The organism is Arthrobacter sp. MYb229, assembly GCF_002975405.1.
Lineage (GTDB): Bacteria > Actinomycetota > Actinomycetes > Actinomycetales > Micrococcaceae > Glutamicibacter.
In genome coordinates, this window is record NZ_PCPS01000001.1 from 619,486 (window position 1) to 637,201 (window position 17,716).

Below are 17,716 nucleotides of genomic sequence, written 5' to 3' on the forward strand. Positions count from 1 at the left end.
TTAGTCGTTGATGTCGACCTTTGGCTTTTCGTAAAGTCGTGCCGACTCGTCCTGCCAGACCGAAGTGATTGGGCGCAGCTTGGGTTCCACGGAGCGTGCGTGGTGGGCACAGAAGAGTAATTCTCCGCTGTTCGAAGCCAGCACAGCCCGTACATAAGCCTGTGCGCCGCATCGGTCGCACCGGTCGAGGGCATTTAGTTCACGACTAGTGGTAGTAGTAGTCATTGCCAGCCTCCTTAAATCGATGTTCAATCTATACAACCAGCTTTGGCCTTGACTTTATCCCCAAATCGAGGTGCTTTCGCTCACCGCGTAGCGTTTGTGGAGAACTTTCGATGACGACTCGGGAGAATTACCGTCCGGGCGATAGCACCAAGTTCGAACACATAAACGAGTAGAATGATATCTAGTTCATTCTTTTCCCGCGTCAGTAGGAGATTGCAGCCCCGTGGCCTCAGCCGATAATTACAATGCACGTCATCTCTCCGTTCTTGAGGGGCTCGAAGCGGTACGCAAGCGACCTGGCATGTACATCGGGTCAACCGATTCTCGTGGCTTGATGCACTGCCTGTGGGAGATCATTGATAACTCCGTCGACGAGGCGCTAGGCGGTTTCGGGCAATCCATCAATGTCATCTTGCATGCCGATGGTTCGGTCGAGGTGCATGATGATGGGCGTGGCATTCCCGTTGACATCGAGCCGAAGACCGGTCTGAGCGGCATGGAAGTCGTCTTCACCAAACTACATGCCGGCGGTAAATTCGGCGGCGGCTCCTATGGGGCTTCCGGCGGCTTGCACGGGGTAGGCGCTTCGGTGGTCAACGCTCTTTCTGCTCGACTAGACGTCGAAGTTGATCGCGGCGGCAAAACCTATTCGATGCAGTTCCGCCGTGGTGAGCCAGGCAAATTCGCTGATCGTGGCCGGCCCAAAGCCGATGCCCCCTTCGCCGCTCATGAAAAAGCAACCGTTCCGGAAATCATCGGCAAAGCAAAGCGCGGGGTGACCGGTACCCGTATCCGTTACTGGGCAGATGACCATATCTTCACGTCGGACGCAAAATTCTCATATGAAGAACTCCAGAATCGCGCCCGCCAGACCTCTTTCCTAGTTCCTGGACTGCGGATCACCTTGCGCGACGAACGTGCGCTGGCCGGAACCGCGGGAGCCGAAGGACCCTATGAGGAGGTCTTCCAGCACGACGGCGGCATTAGCGAGTTCGTCGAGTACCTGAGCAGCGATTCGTCGGTCACCGACGTGTGGCGCGTCCATGGCAGTGGTTCATTCCACGAGAAGGTTCCGGTAATCGACGAGAACGGGCGGAGCCATATCGAAGACGTTCAGCGCGTGTGCGAGGTCGACGTCGCGTTGCGTTGGGGGATTGGATATGACACCACCATCCAAAGCTTCGTGAATATCATTGCCACGCCTAAGGGCGGAACGCATATTTCCGGCTTCGAGCAGGCACTGCTGAAGTCTTTCCGCAAGAATGTCGACGCCAATGCTCGCAAACTCAAATTTGGTCAAAAAGACAAAATTGAGAAAGACGATGTGATGGCCGGGCTGACCGCAGTGCTCACGGTGCGCCTTGCCGAGCCCCAATTCGAAGGACAGACCAAGGAAATTCTTGGTACTTCGCAGGTCCGGCAGATTGTCACGAAGGTTGTCGAAAAGGCGCTGAACGAGCGCCTGGCATCCACCAAGCGCAATGAAAAGGCCGAAGCGTCGACGCTTCTTGAAAAAGTCGTCAATGAAATGAAGTCCAGGGTTTCGGCTCGGATGCATAAGGAAACTCAGCGTCGCAAAACCGCGCTCGAGTCTTCCTCGCTTCCAACCAAGCTGCTTGATTGCCGGAGCAAAGAAGTCGGGCGTTCTGAACTCTTCATCGTCGAGGGTGACAGCGCATTGGGTACTGCGCGTGTGGCGCGTTCCAGCGAGTTCCAGGCGCTACTGCCAATTCGAGGCAAGATCCTCAACGTGCAGAAGGCCTCCATTTCGGACATGCTCTCGAACGTGGAATGTGCTGCCATGATTCAGGTGATTGGCGCCGGATCGGGGCGAAGCTTCGATATCGAGCAGGCCAGATACGGCAAGATCATCTTGATGACGGATGCCGACGTTGATGGGGCGCATATTCGAACGCTGCTGTTGACGCTGTTCTATCGGTACATGCGGCCCATGATCGAGCACGGCCGCGTCTATGCAGCAGTTCCGCCATTGCATCGTATTGAGGTGATCAACCCGGGGTCGAAGGCGAACGAGGTAATTTACACTTATTCCGAGGCCGAGATGTCTGCCCTGCTGGCCAAGATTGAAGCCGAAGGTAAACGCTATAAGGAACCGATCCAACGGTACAAGGGACTTGGCGAGATGGACGCTGACCAGTTGGCCGAGACGACCATGGATCCGCAGCATCGGATGCTTCGGCGCGTGGGCATTGAACACGCTCAGGCGGCCGAGGAAGTCTTCGACTTGCTGATGGGCTCGGACGTCGCTCCGCGCAAGAACTTCATCATTGCCGGCGCCGAGAACCTTGAACGGGACCGCATCGACATGTAGTCGGCCTTGATATTTATGCACGAGATGGCCCTCCCGGGATGCCTGCCTAATCGCAAGCCCGGGAGGGCTTTGTCGTAGCTTGAGCGCTGTCATGCGCCCGCCTGCGTTGGCTAGTTACCAGGACAGCAAACGCGGGGCGATGAGCAAGACCGTGGGGCATACCAAGAGCAGCACCGTGCAGGAAAGAACCACAAAATTCTGCAATCGATTCAGCGGCGCTACCGGTGACAACAGGCGTTGCAGCCGCCGCGAGGAAACTTCACCTCCGGGCATCCCTACGACTTCGCCGGTGGCGGCGCTTGAGGCATTCTTGGGTGCCCCAACCGAGGCAATAGAGGAAGCCACGCTCACTATGGCGCGAAGCAGAACCGGTCGGGCCACTACCTCGAGTGCTTTGTCATCGGCGAGCATCTCGATTAGTTGCCGCACCGCATCCAGTGCCAAACGCGAGGTAGGCAGCCAGGGTAATGCTTCGTTCCAGGCGGTAAAGGCAAGAATCAGCAGATCGTGTCGCTGGTCGAGATGTGAATTCTCGTGCGAGATGACGGCGCGTTGTTCCTCGGCCGAGAGCTGGGTCAGCAGGCCCTTTGACAGCACCGTGACCGATCCGTTGAAGCCCGGAACGCAATAGGCCACCGGAAGGTCATGATCGAGCACGAGCGTATTGGGCCGGGTCTGCGAGGGGTTGCTCAACAATCGCAAGAGCTGGCGGTGCCGGGCTCTTTGCAGGGTGGTGCGCCACGAAGCTCTCACCAGGGTGAGCACCAGATGAAAAGCGAAGAGCAACGCCGTACTGAGCGCAAATAGGTGAACGACGCCGGGGTACTGAACGCTGGTATCGCCGGTGACCAGAAGCCAACCTGCATGCAGCGCGGAGATGAGGTCGTTGCCGAGCGGGGTCAGCCCCCAGACAAGCATTGAGCCAATCATGGACAGGCCACCGCCCAGAGCGATCGCTTGCCAGAGCAATACCGCCGCCACCGGGGCACGCGCGGTCCATTTTGCTTTAGACAATGCCAACGGCGTCGGCCACGCCAAGACGATAGCCAACGCCGCTAGGAAATATGAGGTGAGAAGCACTCAGTCCCCGAAGTTCATGTTACTCAGACAGTCTTTACAGAATCCAAGATAGCACGCAGGGAGACTGCTTCATCAGCCGAGATTCCTCCGATAAATCGGGCGAGGACGGCTTCGCGATCTTGAGCGGTGCCCAAAGCGTCGTTTAGCAGTCCAACAGTATGGTCCTCGCGAGACGAGGACGCGGTGTAACGATGTGGACGAGTGGAGCGTTCCCGCGCCACAAGTCCCTTCTTCTCCAGTCGTGCCAACACGGTTAGTACCGTGGTAACTGCGAGTTCTTTTGCATCAGTACCGAGTGCCGCTAGGGCATCACGAAGATCGTTAGCGGTAAGCGGTTCTGCAGAATCCCACAGCAGGTCCATGACGGAGCGTTCCAGATCGCCAAGGCTGGCCACCAGGTCTTACCTCACTTGCTTTAGTGCTGATGCAGTGCTGCCAACCTCCATAGTGGGGGAAAGCATTCTGCTTGGAAACTTCATTATATAGGCGTTTCTCCGATATTTCTACGTGGCGTAAAAATATCGAGTGATGACTGGGTTTGCGGATAACCACCTTGGGCCGGTCAAGTGGTGGCGCTGCTTCGAGTTGACTTGGGGTTTTTTGTTTCAGAAAGTTCAATCTGTGTCAATGCTAGGAATCTTGGTTTTTGCATCCCCGGGAAACTGTTGCGCTTCCGACGGGCCGCGAGTTCTACAGGCTGTCGAAATTGGTCTATTCTGGCAATACGGTCATTTTCTACGACATGTAGAAAATGAAGTATCGACTTCTCGTGACAGTTGAGGAATCCATGGATGTATTAGAGATTGCCCGGTGGCAATTCGGTATTACCACCGTGTACCACTTCCTGATGGTGCCGCTTACCATTGGCCTCGGGCTGACCGTTGCCGTGATGCAGACGGTTTGGCACCGAACCGGCAACGAACACTGGTTGCGCATGACGAAGTTCTGGGGCAAGCTCTTCCTCATTAACTTCATCATGGGGGTAGCTACGGGCATCGTCCAGGAGTTCCAATTTGGAATGGCGTGGAGCGAATACAGCCGATACGTGGGCGATGTCTTCGGCGCACCCCTGGCCATGGAGGCCTTGCTCGCCTTCTTCGTCGAGTCGACCTTCCTCGGATTGTGGATCTTTGGATGGAAGAAACTACCTCCGCGGATCCACCTAGCCACAATCTGGTGCGCCTCACTGGCGGCGATCCTTTCGGCCTACTTCATTCTGGTTGCCAACTCCTGGATGCAGCATCCGGTAGGCACAGAGCTCATCGACGGGCGCGCGGTGATGACCGATGCCTGGGCGGTATTCACCAACAACACCGCACTGGTGACCTTCCCGCACACAATTTTTGGTGCATTCGCGGTCGCCGGGGGCTTCCTGCTGGGAATCTCCTGGTTCCACCTCTACCGCCGCCGCAAGGAAGGCATCGACAGCGTTGATGCCAATGGACGAGTCGTCGTCGGTGAGGACCCGGCTAAGGGCCGGGTGCGAGATCGAAAGGATCACAAAGTCTGGATCACTTCATTGCGCATCGGCGCAGTGATCGCCGTGGTCTCCTTCGCCGGGGTCGCGCTGTCCGGCCATGAACAAGCAAAGCTCATGTTCGAGCAGCAGCCCATGAAGATGGCAGCCGCCGAAGCAGCATGCCATGACGGAACCGGCTTTTCGGTGCTCACCCTCGGTAACGTGAGCACCGAAGGGGCGACCACTTGTGACGACGTCGTTGCGGTCTTCGAACTGCCGGGGCTTTTGTCCTACCTCGCCAACGGCGATTTTGAGACTCCCGTCAAGGGCGTGAACACGCTGATTCCCGAATATCAGGAAAAGTACGGAAGCCACTACCCAGATGACCCGGCCTTCGGGCAGTACGCAGGCGAAGAGATCAGCTACCTTCCGGTGATGGAAGTAACGTACTGGGGATTCCGGCTGATGATTACCCTCGGCGGGCTTTCGGCGGTCGCTGCAGCCCTAGCGCTGTGGCTCACCCGCAAGGGGACGGTGCCCTACAGCAAATGGCTTTCACGGCTAGCTCTGCTCAGCATTGCAGCGCCCTTCGGCGCGAACTCGGCAGGCTGGATCTTCACCGAAATGGGCAGACAGCCATTCACCGTGGCGCCGAACCCTCAGATGGGCGGAGTGGACCAAGTGTTCATGTACACCGCCGCCTCGGTTTCTCCCACCGTGAGCGCCGGAGAAATGCTCTTCTCATTGATCACGCTGACCTTGGTTTATGGGGTGTTGCTGGTGGTGGAACTGGTGCTGCTCACCCGATACATCCGGGGAGGCACCGGATCGGCCATGCCCGAACTGCTGGATAACGAGCAGCCTTCGGACAAGGACCCTAGCGACGACGAGGGCGACGTACTCGCCTTCGCATATTAGACAGGCGATAGCAATGGATTGGCTTCCTACTCTCTGGTTTATCCTCATCGCCGTGCTCTGGACCGGCTATCTGTTTCTGGAAGGTTTCGACCTTGGCATCGGAATGCAGATCGGTCTGGGCCGCGGCGGCGAAAAGCACAAGCGCGTGCTGCTCAACACCATCGGCCCGGTCTGGGACGGAAACGAGGTCTGGCTGCTGACCGCCGCTGGGGCAACCTTCGCGGCCTTCCCTTACTGGTATGCGTCACTGTTTTCCGCGCTGTACCTCCCGCTGACGCTCGTGCTGGTGGCACTGATCTTCCGTGCGGTAGCCATCGAGTACCGCGGAAAAGCCGAAAGCAGGAGAACTCGCGGACTGTGGGATCTAGCCCTGGGCTGGGGTTCCCTTGTTGCGGCTTTCGGGGTCGGTGCAATGCTCGCCCTGACCACCCTCGGCCTGCCGCTGAACGAAAATGGCGACCGGGTCGGCGGGCCCTTCGCCTGGCTTACCTGGTCGGCAATACTCGGCGGTGTAGCGGTGGTGGCCTTTAGCTGGATCCACTCGATTGCCTTCCTGCGGCTGAAGACCGACGGGCCAATCCGTGCACGTTCGGGCAGGCTCTTTGTCCGTTGGCTCCCGCTGTGCATCGCCCCATTGCTGCTGTGGTCGCTGGTCGTCCTGCTCGGGCAGCGCTCGGCAATTGCCTGGGGACTCCTTGGGCTGGCCCTGATCGCGGTGTGCGGCGCATGGATGAGCGCACGGTCGGGACATGAAGCTCGCTCCTTCATAGCCCTGGGCATCACGCTCTTGGCCGCGGTGGCGGCGATCTTCGTCGCAGCCTTCCCGGTGGTGCTTCCCTCGACCCTTGACGCAGCCTTTGATTTGACCATCGACAACGCGTCGAGCTCGCCCTACACCCTGAAGCTGATGAGCATCGTGGCCGCCTTCGGCGTGCCCCTGGTGCTCGCGTACCAGTCCTGGAGCTACTGGGTATTTCGCAAACGCATCAGCGAAAAGCATATCCCGGAGGATCACCTGGTGACCTCGGTCGTGAAGTAGTTTAGCCAGTTCGAAAGGAACCGCTCATGCCTGCGCCCCGCTTTTTGCCTCGTGACCTGCTGCCCCGCCGACAGGTTGCCCTGTTGGCGGCCTTCTCGGTGCTCAAAACCAGCGGGCTAATCCTCGTGGCCTACACGTTGGCCACGTGGATCGCCCAGATGTCCGTCGGGCAGCCGCACCAGCAGCTGCTGCTCTGGTTGGCGCTGGGCGGGGCGGCATTGCGCACAGCGGGAGTCTGGGGACTCAACGCCGGCTCCCGGCGTATGGGGGCCGGAGCGAAAGAGCGGATGCGCGCAAACCTGATCGAATCCGCCGCTTCGCGCCCGGGGATCGTTGCAGATCAGCAAAATGACCTGTCGCTGGCGGAGACCTCGACGTTGGCAAGCCATGGCATCGAAAAGCTCGATGACTACTTCACCAAATTCATTCCCGCGCTGATCGGCGCCACGGTTGTGCCGCTGCTTCTGGGGATCTACATCTTGCGGATCGATTGGCTCAGCGCCCTGGTGCTGCTGCTGACGATTCCGCTGATCCCGGTATTCATGGCGCTCATCGGGATGCACACCCAAGACACCATCGAGCAGTCGCAAGCCAAGCTCGACGCCCTAGCCAACCAACTCTACGAACTCGCCCAGGGGCTGCCGGCGCTGCTCGGACTGGGGCGTGCCCGGCACCAAGGGCACGCCATCGCAAAGGTGAGCGAACGCTACCGGACCGCGACCATGCAGAACCTGCGGACCGTTTTCATGTCCAGTTTCTGGCTGGAACTGATCTCAACGCTCTCGGTTGCGGTGCTCGCCGTACTCATCGGTGTTCGACTCGTTGGCGGAAACATGGATCTGGGCACCGGGCTGACCATCTTGATTCTCGCGCCCGAACTGTTCATCGCCTTGCGTGAGGTCGGTTCGGCCTACCACGCGGCCGATGACGGGCTCGCCGCCTACGAACGCTACAGCAAACAAATACAAGGCACTCCCGCCAGCCCGCTGCGCGCCCCAACCGGCCCGAGGCACAAGGCCAATGTGCTCGAAGTGCGAAAGCTGGCGCTTAGATACCGGGGGCAGGAACCGATCTATAGCGATTTTAATATGGACCTGCGCGCCGGAGACCGCCAGGTGCTGAGCACCGCCAGCGGTAGCGGAAAAACCAGTCTGCTCAAGCTCATCGCCGAGGCGCAAACCAGCAGCAATGAGTTCGCCGCCGAGCTGGTGAGCGGCGAGATCTTTGTGGCCGGTGAATTGGCATGCATCAGCCAGCACCCGCAGTTCAACGCCCAGACGGGAACCGAGCAAATCGCACAAGACGCGCCAGGCGCGCCCAAGGAGCTGGCCGAAAGGCTAGCTGCCGAACTGAACCTAAGCGCAATGTTGCCACGTGCCATAGCGGAGTACTCGCCAGGGGAACTACGCAGGCTCGAGGTGCTGCGCGCGCTATTGCGGCTGCACTCGGTGCCCAGCTGCCGGCTGCTGCTGGCCGATGAGCCCACGGCCCATCTAGACGAACAGAACGCGGACACGGTCCGCCGGCTGCTGGCCGAACTACCTGAAGATTGCGCCATGCTGGTGGCCAGCCACGACCCGCTCATCACCGAAACCGGTCCCGCGCTGAGCGCCCGCCAGCCAGCGCCCAATCACCTGCACGCGGTATCCCCGGCGCCGATGCGCGGCGGGGCCGCGCCCCAGGGGCAACCAGAGGACAAGCCCCGGTGGAACCCACGCAGGGAAGTCATGAGCAACTATCCGGCAGCCCGCAAGGCGCTGTGCTACGGGGTGCTCTCCATCCTGTGCGCCGTTGCGCTCGCCGGGCTCAGCGGTTGGCTCATCGTCGAAGCCAGCTACCAGCCGGCGATCCTGCACCTCACCGTCGCCTTTGTCATGGTGCGCACCTTGGGCATCGGGCGCGCGGTATTCAGGTATCTGGAACAGCTCGCCATCCACGACGCGGTGCTCGGCTATGCCGGGGCCCTGCGTGAAAAGCTGTGGAACGCCATGGTCGCCAACCCGGCACGCTGGGGCATGATGAGCCGCTCCTCGGTGGTGCTGCGGTATTTGCTCGCCGAAGTCGACGAATTACGCGACTCCCTCGCCCGAGTGCTCTTCCCACCCTTGCAAGCACTGATCGTGTGGGCCCTGGCCACTGCGGTGCTTTTCCAGATCCAGCCAGAGTTCGGCTACGCGGCGCTTGGCGCCGGGCTCTTCCTGGTCTTCCCGGCGCGCTGGCTGGTGAAGCAAGTCGAAGGGCGGCATCTGGCCCTGGCGCTGCGCCATCGCTTGCAGCTGAACCAACTGGTGCTATCGATTCTGCGCACTAAGGAAGCACTGCGCGCCTACGGCAGCCTCGGCCCGGTGCTGCAGAAGCTAGCCCGGTCCGAAAGCCGGAATACCGCCCGGGCTCGCCGCCATGCCTATGGCCAAGGCACCGCCCCGGCGCTGGCCGCGTTGACCACGGTGGTGCTTGCCACGGCGTTGGTGTCCCTCTCGCAAAGCAGCGCATCGTTCACGGCCCTCGCCGTGCTGCTGGCCTTGTCCCTGGCAGAACCGGCAGCTAGCGCGCTGGGCGCGATCCAGCAGGGGCGAGCCTTGCACGAGCTGACCGATCAGCTCGCCGGCCGCGGGGTAGGGGAGCAACGCACTGCGGGACCAGGCGCAACCGCACCGAAACCTGGCTACACGGTCCACGGCTACCGGCTGGCCGGGCTGGAACTGGGCTACGTGCCCGGAACCCCGGTGATCAGCAACCTGGACGCGCAGATTCGCCCCGGAGAGTGGACCGCGCTGACCGGAGCCTCAGGCTCGGGCAAATCCACGCTCCTCACCGCCTTGCTCGGCGCCCTGCCCGCGAGCGGGGGACGCCTGGAAAGCATCGATGAGCACGGCAACTACCGTGCCCTGGAGCAGGGGGCGATGGACTCGGTGGCCTGGTGCCCGCAAGAAGCGCACCTATTCGATTCCACTCTTCGACGGAACCTGAACCTGGCAGCCAACAGCGCGGCGCCGGCGTCCGACGAAGCGCTCATCGGGATCCTGCACCGGGTGGGGCTCGCCGGCTGGTACGCGGCGCAACCTGCCGGGCTCGATACACGGATCGGCAGCGGCGGGCACCGGCTCTCCGGCGGGCAACGCTGCAAACTTGCGGTCGCCCGAGCCCTGGTCGGCGGGCAGCAGGTGATCCTGCTCGATGAACCGACCGCGCACCTAGGCGTTGATGAAAGCGCCGAACTAATCCGCACCCTGCGTGCTGCGCTCGCCGGACGGACCGTCGTGCTGATCACCCACGAGACGAAGCTGGCCGAAATGTGTGAGGGTTCGATCTGCTTAGACCGAACCCTCACACCCACCAGCTAGAAGCAGCCGCCCGTTTAGAGCAGCACACCGCCATCGGAGAACGGCAAGGTGTCCTCCCCTGGATGCAGCTCTGGTTTCACCCGGGGCTTGGCGGCCGGGGCGGCGTCGCTCTGCTGTGGCGCAGGCGCGCTCGGCTCACTGCCGGCCACCGCACCGGCAGGTGCTTGGCCCGGCAGGGAACCGCCGAGAATGTTGATCGTCTGCGCCAGCGGGGCGCCGGAACCGTCACGCTTGGCGAATTCGGTTGGCAAGGCGCGCACCACCCCGGCGGCCGAACTGGCGCGGGCCGGCCCGTAACCGGCGTAGCCCAGCGCCAGGTAGTCCTCGCCCTTGGCGAAGCGGTGTGCCCGCACACCGGCCGTCGCGCGTCCCTTCACGGGGAACTCGCTGAAGGAACTGAGCTTCACCGACTGGCCCGAGGTCCCCGGAAGGGTCTGCGATCCGGAAGCTATGGTCGCCACGACCGCGTCCTCATTGGCCTGGCCCACCACGCCGAAATGAATGACCCTGTCCTCTCCGGCCAGTTTGATGCCGGCCATGCCCGAGGCGGTCCGCCCCTGCGAGCGCACGGCGGTGGCGGGGAATCGCAATAACTGGGCCTGACGAGTCAGGAAGACCAGCTCATCGGAGTCCTCGGCCGGCGCGGCGGAAACAACGACATCGCCGTCCTTCAAGGTGATCACCTCGAACTCTTCGCGGTTCAACGGATAATCGGGGGTGACGCGTTTGACCACGCCATTTTGCGTGCCCAGGGCGAAGACCCGGTCCAGCGGCAGCAACGCCACCACGCGTTCGCCCTTTTCAAGCTTCAGGAATTCGCCGACCGGGACGCCATTGGCCAGCTGCGGGAAGCCATGAGTTTCGGGCAGCACCGGCACGTCGATCAACGAAATGCGGATCATCCGTCCGGTGGTTGTCAGCGCGCCGATCTCCCCGCGGGCGGTCGAGGAGACCTGGGAGGAGAGCACATCGTGCTTGATGCGTGCGGAGGAAAAGTCCAGCGGGCTCCGGTCATGGGTGCGGGCGATCTGCCCGGTGGCCGAGAGCAGCACGAAGCAGGGCGAATCGGAGACTTCCAGGGCCAGCTTCGCTGTTTTTCCGGTGCCTACCTCTTCGGGCAGCGCGGTGCCCTTCAGCGGTTCGAGGGCGGAGGACTTGTTCAACTTGGTGCGCCGCGGCGTGCCGAAGGTCTCCGCCATCTGGCCGAGCTCCGCGGAAACCAAGGCATGCAGCTTCTGATCGTCGCCCAGGATTTCGCGCAGCTCGGCGATTTCGGCGCGCAGCTGCTCGGCTTCGGCCTCCAGCTCGATCCGCGAGTACTTGGTCAGCTGGCGCAGGCGCAGTTCCAGAATGTGGCTTGCCTGTGGTTCGCTGAGATCGAAGACCGTCATCAGCCGTTCGCGGGCTTCGGCGGTCTGCTCGGAGGAACGGATGATTGCGATGACGTCATCGATGTCGAGAATCGCGATCAGCAGCCCTTCGACCAGGTGCAACCGGTCTTCGCGCTTGGCCAGACGGTGCGCGGTCCGCCGGCGGACCACATCGATGCGGTGCTCCACATAGACGGTCAGCAGTTCGCGCAGTCCCAAGGTGCGCGGCTGGCCCTCCACCAGGGTCACATTGTTGATCCCGAAGGAGTCTTCCATCGGGGTGTACTTGTACAGCGCGGCCAGCACGGCGTTCGGGTTGAAGCCGTTCTTAAGCTCGATCACAAGCTTCAGACCATGGTGGCGGTCGGTGAGGTCAACGACATCAGAGACGCCAACGATCTTCTTGTTGTTGACGCCGTCCTTGATCTTCTCGATGACTTTTTCGGGCCCTACCGTGTAGGGCAGCTCGGTGACCACCAGCGCGGACTTGCGAGCCGAGATCTTTTCCAGGCTCACGGTGGCGCGGGTGCGGAATGCGCCGCGGCCGGAGCGGTAGGCGTCCTTGACGCCGTCAAGTCCCACAATCGTGCCGCCGGAGGGCAGATCCGGACCCGGAACGAACTTCATGAGTTCTTCGACCGGTGCATCCGGATTCGCGATCAAGTGCTGCGCCGCGGCGACTACCTCGTTGAGATTGTGCGGTGCCATATTCGTGGCCATGCCCACCGCGATACCGGTGGTGCCGTTGACCAGCAGATTGGGGAACGCCGCAGGCAGCACCTCGGGCTGCATGAACTGGTTGTCATAGTTGGGGACGAAGTCCACCACGTCTTCGTCGAGGTTTGCGGTCATCGCCACCGCGGAGGCGGCGAGCCGGGCCTCGGTGTAACGCGGGGCGGCCGGTCCGTCATCGAGCGAACCGAAGTTGCCGTGGCCATCGATCAGCGGCAGGCGCAGCGAGAAGCTCTGCGCCAGACGCACCATCGCATCGTAGATCGCCGTGTCCCCGTGCGGGTGGAGCTTACCCATGACTTCGCCGACCACGCGAGCCGACTTCACGTGGCCCTTCTCCGGGCGCAGGCCCATTTGGGCCATCTGGAAGAGGATGCGTCGCTGCACCGGCTTCAGGCCGTCTCGGGCATCCGGTAGCGCACGCGAATAGATCACCGAGTAGGCGTACTCCAGGAAGGAGGATTCCATTTCGCTGGTGACATCGATATCGACGATGTTCTCGACGAAATCCTCGGGAATCTCGGGAGTTTTTTTGCGAGCCATTACTCTGCCTTCGCCCTTCATCTGCTGCTTCACGGCCTAAAATGTCGGATTTCGTGTTGCAGCTGGGCGCAAACGCGAAAGCGCGACTATTCTAAGCCTATGGTGGATCGTAAACTTTCAGCGGCATATCCAGCCCACTGGGAAGCAGATGTTGTTCTTCGCGACGGCACGACCGCGCATCTTCGGCCAATTACGCCCCAAGATGCTCAAGCCTTGCAAGATATGCACAAACAGCAATCTGAAACTTCGGTTTACCTACGCTATTTTACGTACAAGTCGTCGCTGACTCCTAAAGAGCTCGAACGGTTCACCAATGTCGACCATCGCAACCGGGTGGCCTTCACCGTGCTGCGCGGTTCGAAGATCATCGGGGTAGGCCGCTATGACCGGCTGGACGATCCAACGGAAGCCGAGGTCGCGTTCAACGTCTCGGACGAATACCAAGGCACCGGAATCGGTTCAATCCTGCTCGAGCACCTTGCCGCCGCCGGGCGAGAAAACGACATAGTCAAATTCACCGCCGAAATCCTGCCGGAGAACCGCAAGATGCTCACCGTATTCTCGGATGCCGGCTATGCGGTGGCCCGGCACTTCGAGGATGGGGTGATCATGCTGGAATTCCCCATCAGCCCCACCGAGAAATCAAAAGAAGTCACCGAAGCGCGAGAACACCGGGCCGAAGCGAGCAGCGTTGCCGGGGTGCTAGCACCGTCCGCCGTAGCGGTTATCGGTGCCAGCCGCGCCTGGGGGAGCATTGGCCACGACGTGCTGGACCGGCTCGTCGAAGGCGGATTTACCGGCACCGTCTATGCCGTCAACGAGCAGGCCTTCGAGGTCGGCGGGCTGCCGAGCTATGGAAATATTACCGAGGTCCCCGGCCCGGTGGACTTGGCAATTATTTGCGTGCCACGAGAACGGGTTCTGGAAACCATCCAGGACTGTGGCGCGCACGGAGTCAAAAGCCTGATTCTCATGACCGCGGGCTACGAGACCGCCGACGGCCTAGTGGCCCAACGCAAGCTGGTGGCGCTGGCCAGGGCAAATGGCATGCGCGTCATCGGCCCAGCGTCCTTAGGGGTACTCAATACCGATCCGCAGATCCGCCTCAATGCCTCGCTGGCAAGCGAATTGCCGCAGGCAGGACCGGTAGGCCTGTTCAGCCAGTCGGCAGCCATGGGCATTGTTTTGCAAGGCGCAGCGATGCAACGCGCGGTAGGCCAAAGCAGCGCCATCTCAGCCGGGCTGCGCGCAGATGTGTCCGGCAATGACGCGATGCAATATTTCGAGGATGACAAGCGCACCGGCGTTGTGGCGATGCATTTGGAATCCTTCGGCAATCCACGTAAGTTCTCCCGCATCGCCCGTCGCCTGGCACGCAGTAAACCGGTGATCGTGGCCAAATCCGACCTGATGGGCCGACGGATACCACCGGGACACTCGGTGCGCTTGGGCGAAGCCCCTCCGGCGGCGTTGAATGCGATGCTGCGGCAATCCGGGGTGATCCGAGTGAGGTCCATCGAGGAGCTCATGGATGTCGCCTCGCTGCTCTCGGTATTCCCGGCACCTGCCGGACCGCAAGTAGCGGTGCTCTCGAATTCTTTGGCCCTGGCCGAAATCGTCTGTGACGTCACGGTGGGACGCAACCTGTTCGCCACCGCGCAGAGTGAAGAATTGGATTACTCGCTCGGAGAATCACGATCGATCTCGATATTGCGTGCGCGGGTGACCGAACTTGTGCAAGATCCGCAAGTGCACTCGGTGATCGTGGCGCATCTTCCGGCCATCGGGATAAACGCTCAATCGGTGATCAAGGTGCTGACCGAATTCAAGGGGCAGGACAAACCCGTCATTGCCCTCATGCCAGGCATCACGGATCCGAAATTCCGTGAGGGTGTGCATCAAGGCATTCCGGTGTTTACCTCGCCTGCCGAGGCCGTTGGCGCGCTGTCCAAAGCCTACGGCTACAGCCAGTGGATGAACGTCCCGTTTCAAGCCCTGCCGGAACCCACAGATGTGGATGTTGCCGGCGCGCATGAGTACCTTGAGCAGCTGGTCGGCGACATCGTCGGTACCGAACTGAAAGAGCTGAACCACGAACAGTCCAGTAAACTCCTTGGCTACTATGGCATCAAGGTATTCGATTCGACGGTGGTCAAGTCCGCCGAGCAAGCCCTGGATGCCGCCAACCGGCTCGGTTGGCCGGTCGCGCTGAAAGCCAACGATCCGGATATGCGCCAACGCCTCGATCTGGGCGGCGTTCGATTGAACATTCCAGATGCGCAGAGCCTAGAGGCAAACTTCAATCATATGAGTTCGCTCATGGCCTCGTACGACGTGACCTCGCTCGAAGTGCAATCCATGGCACCGGCAGGTCAAGCCTGCGTGATCAAGGCGGTGGAAGACCCGTTGCTCGGGCCGGTGATCTCCTTTGGACTGAGCGGCGATCCGGTGAACCTGCTCGACGATTGGGCCCACGGGGTGGCGCCACTGACCACGGAAGACCTCGACAACCTGATTCGACGCCCGCGCAGCAGCGTCCGGCTCCTTGGCTATCAGGGTCTGCCGGCGGTGGACCTGGAATCCCTGAAAGACTTCATCACGCGCGTCTCGATGCTCAAGGATCATCACCCAGCGGTGACGATTATGAACTTTGCGCCGGTTAGCGTGGCTCAGGATTCGCTGAGTGTCCTGGGGGTCAGCATGAAGATCGGCAATACCGAACAGCGTACCGATAGCGTGCGGCGGGCCCTGCGAAGTTGAGCTGAGGGGTGGCTTGGATGATTTGGTCCGTTGCACTCGGTAGAATTAGGTTATGAACTCACCAACGTATTCCACTACCGCTGGTGCTGAATTGCAGCACGACCTGGTCAGGGCCGGCTTCTACCCGCAGATGGTGCAGGACGTCTTAGCCGAGGCAATGATGTCCCAACCGGTGCTTGACCACTACGTTCATCTGGAGACGCACTTCGACCACACCGAAGTTCACCGCCACATCACGGTTTTGGTGCTCAGCGAAAAAGTCTTGTTCATCATCCACGTAGACGATCAGCAGCTCGATGACCACGGCAATAATGTCGTGGCTCAGGTCTCGACCGAAATGATCTCCTTGCGACGTATCGCCTCGGTCGCTACCAATTATGTCTATCACCAGCCACAGCATTACCGCACAGGCGATGAGGTGCGTGAGCTGACCTTCGGCATGTCATGGAACGGGACGAGCCGAATCGACCTCGCCCCTGCTCCCTGCACCGATCCGCAGTGCGATGCAGATCATGGGCTGAACGGAACCGCGCAACCCGAGGACTTGGTGATTCGGGTCAGCGCCGAGGCCGACGGGCAGCGCGCGGTCAACAAGGCACGCGAGTTCGCGGTGCGTTTGCGACAAGAAACTATCTGATTGCGTATGAGCCAAATTTTGAGCGATCCCGCGTTGCCAACGCCGCCTCAGGCGCTGCCTGCGGCCCCTGCCTACGGGAAAACGACACTGTCGGAAATTCTCCCTTCCGCCGCCCACGCACTAGGCGTTCCCGGCTACCGCAATCCGCTGGGGCTAAAAGCCACTAAACGGGTCAGCTTGATCATGGTTGATGGGTTGGGTTGGAATCAGTTCAAATCCCATGCGGCGCACGCCCCATTCCTACGTTCGCTCTTTGAGCGAGCACAGAAGCTGGGCACCGGTTTTCCTTCGACGACTGCGACGAGCCTGACCAGCCTGGCCACAGGTGTGGCACCTGGCGAGCATGGCATGCTCGGCTATGACGTGATCGATCCCGAGCGTCGGCGAGTAGTTAACCAACTTGGCGGCTGGCCCGCGGATCTGAAGCCAGAATCCTGGCAGACCGTTCCCACGGTATTCGAGCGAGTCCATGAACACGGCATCCATGTGGCTTCGGTTTCATTGCCCTTCTTTGCGAATTCTGCATTGACCCGCGCCGCCTTGCGCGGGCCGAAATTTGTGGCGGCCAAACAAATTACCGCACGCGCCCGGGCCACTCAAGAAGTTTTTGCCAGCCACCGCAACGCACTGGTGTATACCTACTTTAATGAACTAGATAAAGTCGGCCACAAATTCGGTGTGGATTCCAGCCAGTGGCGTGACACCCTCGAGGAAATTGACTACGTCATCAAATCGCTGGTCTCCCGATTGCCGGAGGAGACCACCGTGCTGATCACCGGTGACCACGGAATGGTCGATGTCCCTGAATCACAGCGCATCGATTTCAGCCTCGAACCAGAACTCATCGAGGGAGTCGAGCTCACCAGCGGGGAACCGCGCGGCGTGCATTTAACTTTTGCCGCGAAGACCAGCGACGCGCAACGCCACCAGGTACGCGAAGCATGGCGACGTGCCTACGGCTCGAAGGCCTGGGTGCTCAGCCGCGAGGAAGCGATCGATCTGGGGTACTTCGGCGATATCTCTGAAGCCCATGCCGCTCGCATGGGTGATTTGATCATCATGGCCGCCGAAGCAATCGCTTTCTACGATGGTCGGCGGGTGGCTCCGATGGCCTTTGACATGATTGGCCAGCATGGCTCGCTGACCGCCGGCGAGCGATTCGTTCCGCTATTTACGCATCGCACCAAGTAATTCGCGGATAAGTCGATTTCAGACCGGTAAAACAAGAGGCACTGCACAAAGTTGAAAACATTTGTGCAGTGCCTCTAGTTTTGCGC

11 protein-coding genes are annotated in these 17,716 nt (G+C 60.7%); 7 read left to right on the top strand and 4 right to left on the bottom strand.

Annotated elements, in window-relative coordinates; genetic code table 11:
• Positions 1 to 225 carry a hypothetical protein gene (locus CQ019_RS02910; RefSeq protein ID WP_096286423.1) on the bottom strand — a complete coding sequence of 75 codons (225 nt, stop codon included), beginning with the start codon at positions 223 to 225 and terminating at the stop codon, positions 1 to 3.
• Between the two features lie 223 nt (positions 226 to 448).
• Here CQ019_RS02910 and CQ019_RS02915 point away from each other — a divergent pair, with 223 nt between their 5' ends.
• On the top strand, positions 449 to 2,557 hold the full coding sequence (locus CQ019_RS02915; protein WP_105552402.1) for a type IIA DNA topoisomerase subunit B: 2,109 nt from the start codon (positions 449 to 451) through the stop codon (positions 2,555 to 2,557).
• Between the two features lie 114 nt (positions 2,558 to 2,671).
• Here the strand turns inward: CQ019_RS02915 and CQ019_RS02920 are convergent, their stop codons facing one another.
• Together CQ019_RS02920 and CQ019_RS02925 are read right to left on the bottom strand one after the other, a co-directional pair.
• Positions 2,672 to 3,637, bottom strand: a complete 966-nt coding sequence (locus tag CQ019_RS02920; RefSeq protein ID WP_105552401.1) for a M56 family metallopeptidase — start codon at positions 3,635 to 3,637, stop codon at positions 2,672 to 2,674.
• A 23-nt stretch (positions 3,638 to 3,660) separates the two neighbouring features.
• Complete coding sequence (locus CQ019_RS02925; RefSeq protein WP_096286417.1) at positions 3,661 to 4,032, bottom strand: BlaI/MecI/CopY family transcriptional regulator; 372 nt, start codon at positions 4,030 to 4,032, stop codon at positions 3,661 to 3,663.
• Between the two features lie 392 nt (positions 4,033 to 4,424).
• On the opposite strand from CQ019_RS02925, the gene CQ019_RS02930 reads away from it, so the two are divergent.
• From CQ019_RS02930 to cydC, 3 genes are read left to right on the top strand one after another with little or no spacing between them, the layout of a single operon-like run.
• Positions 4,425 to 6,014 carry a cytochrome ubiquinol oxidase subunit I gene (locus tag CQ019_RS02930; RefSeq protein WP_105552400.1) on the top strand — a complete coding sequence of 530 codons (1,590 nt, stop codon included), beginning with the start codon at positions 4,425 to 4,427 and terminating at the stop codon, positions 6,012 to 6,014.
• 13 nt (positions 6,015 to 6,027) lie between these two features.
• Positions 6,028 to 7,053, top strand: a complete 1,026-nt coding sequence (cydB, locus tag CQ019_RS02935; protein ID WP_105552399.1) for a cytochrome d ubiquinol oxidase subunit II — start codon at positions 6,028 to 6,030, stop codon at positions 7,051 to 7,053.
• A gap of 26 nt (positions 7,054 to 7,079) precedes the next feature.
• Entirely contained in the window at positions 7,080 to 10,397 is a 3,318-nt protein-coding gene (gene cydC, locus CQ019_RS02940; RefSeq protein WP_105568884.1) for a thiol reductant ABC exporter subunit CydC, read from the top strand.
• A gap of 14 nt (positions 10,398 to 10,411) precedes the next feature.
• On the opposite strand, the gene CQ019_RS02945 is transcribed toward cydC, so the two are convergent.
• Positions 10,412 to 13,042: a DNA topoisomerase (ATP-hydrolyzing) subunit A gene (locus CQ019_RS02945; protein ID WP_105568885.1), complete on the bottom strand. Its 2,631-nt coding sequence runs from the start codon at positions 13,040 to 13,042 to the stop codon at positions 10,412 to 10,414.
• A 99-nt stretch (positions 13,043 to 13,141) separates the two neighbouring features.
• On the opposite strand from CQ019_RS02945, the gene CQ019_RS02950 reads away from it, so the two are divergent.
• Genes CQ019_RS02950 through CQ019_RS02960 form a run of 3 tightly spaced genes read left to right on the top strand, consistent with a single transcriptional unit; the run spans position 13,142 to position 17,630 of the window.
• On the top strand, positions 13,142 to 15,802 hold the full coding sequence (locus CQ019_RS02950) for a GNAT family N-acetyltransferase (protein WP_105568886.1): 2,661 nt from the start codon (positions 13,142 to 13,144) through the stop codon (positions 15,800 to 15,802).
• Between the two features lie 52 nt (positions 15,803 to 15,854).
• Positions 15,855 to 16,439 (top strand): DUF5998 family protein, encoded by a 585-nt coding sequence (locus CQ019_RS02955; RefSeq protein ID WP_096286405.1) that lies wholly within the window; start codon positions 15,855 to 15,857, stop codon positions 16,437 to 16,439.
• A 6-nt stretch (positions 16,440 to 16,445) separates the two neighbouring features.
• The gene (locus CQ019_RS02960; RefSeq protein WP_105568887.1) at positions 16,446 to 17,630 is read left to right on the top strand and encodes an alkaline phosphatase family protein; all 1,185 of its coding nucleotides are present in this window, start codon (positions 16,446 to 16,448) and stop codon (positions 17,628 to 17,630) included.
• Positions 17,631 to 17,716: the final 86 nt, after the last annotated feature.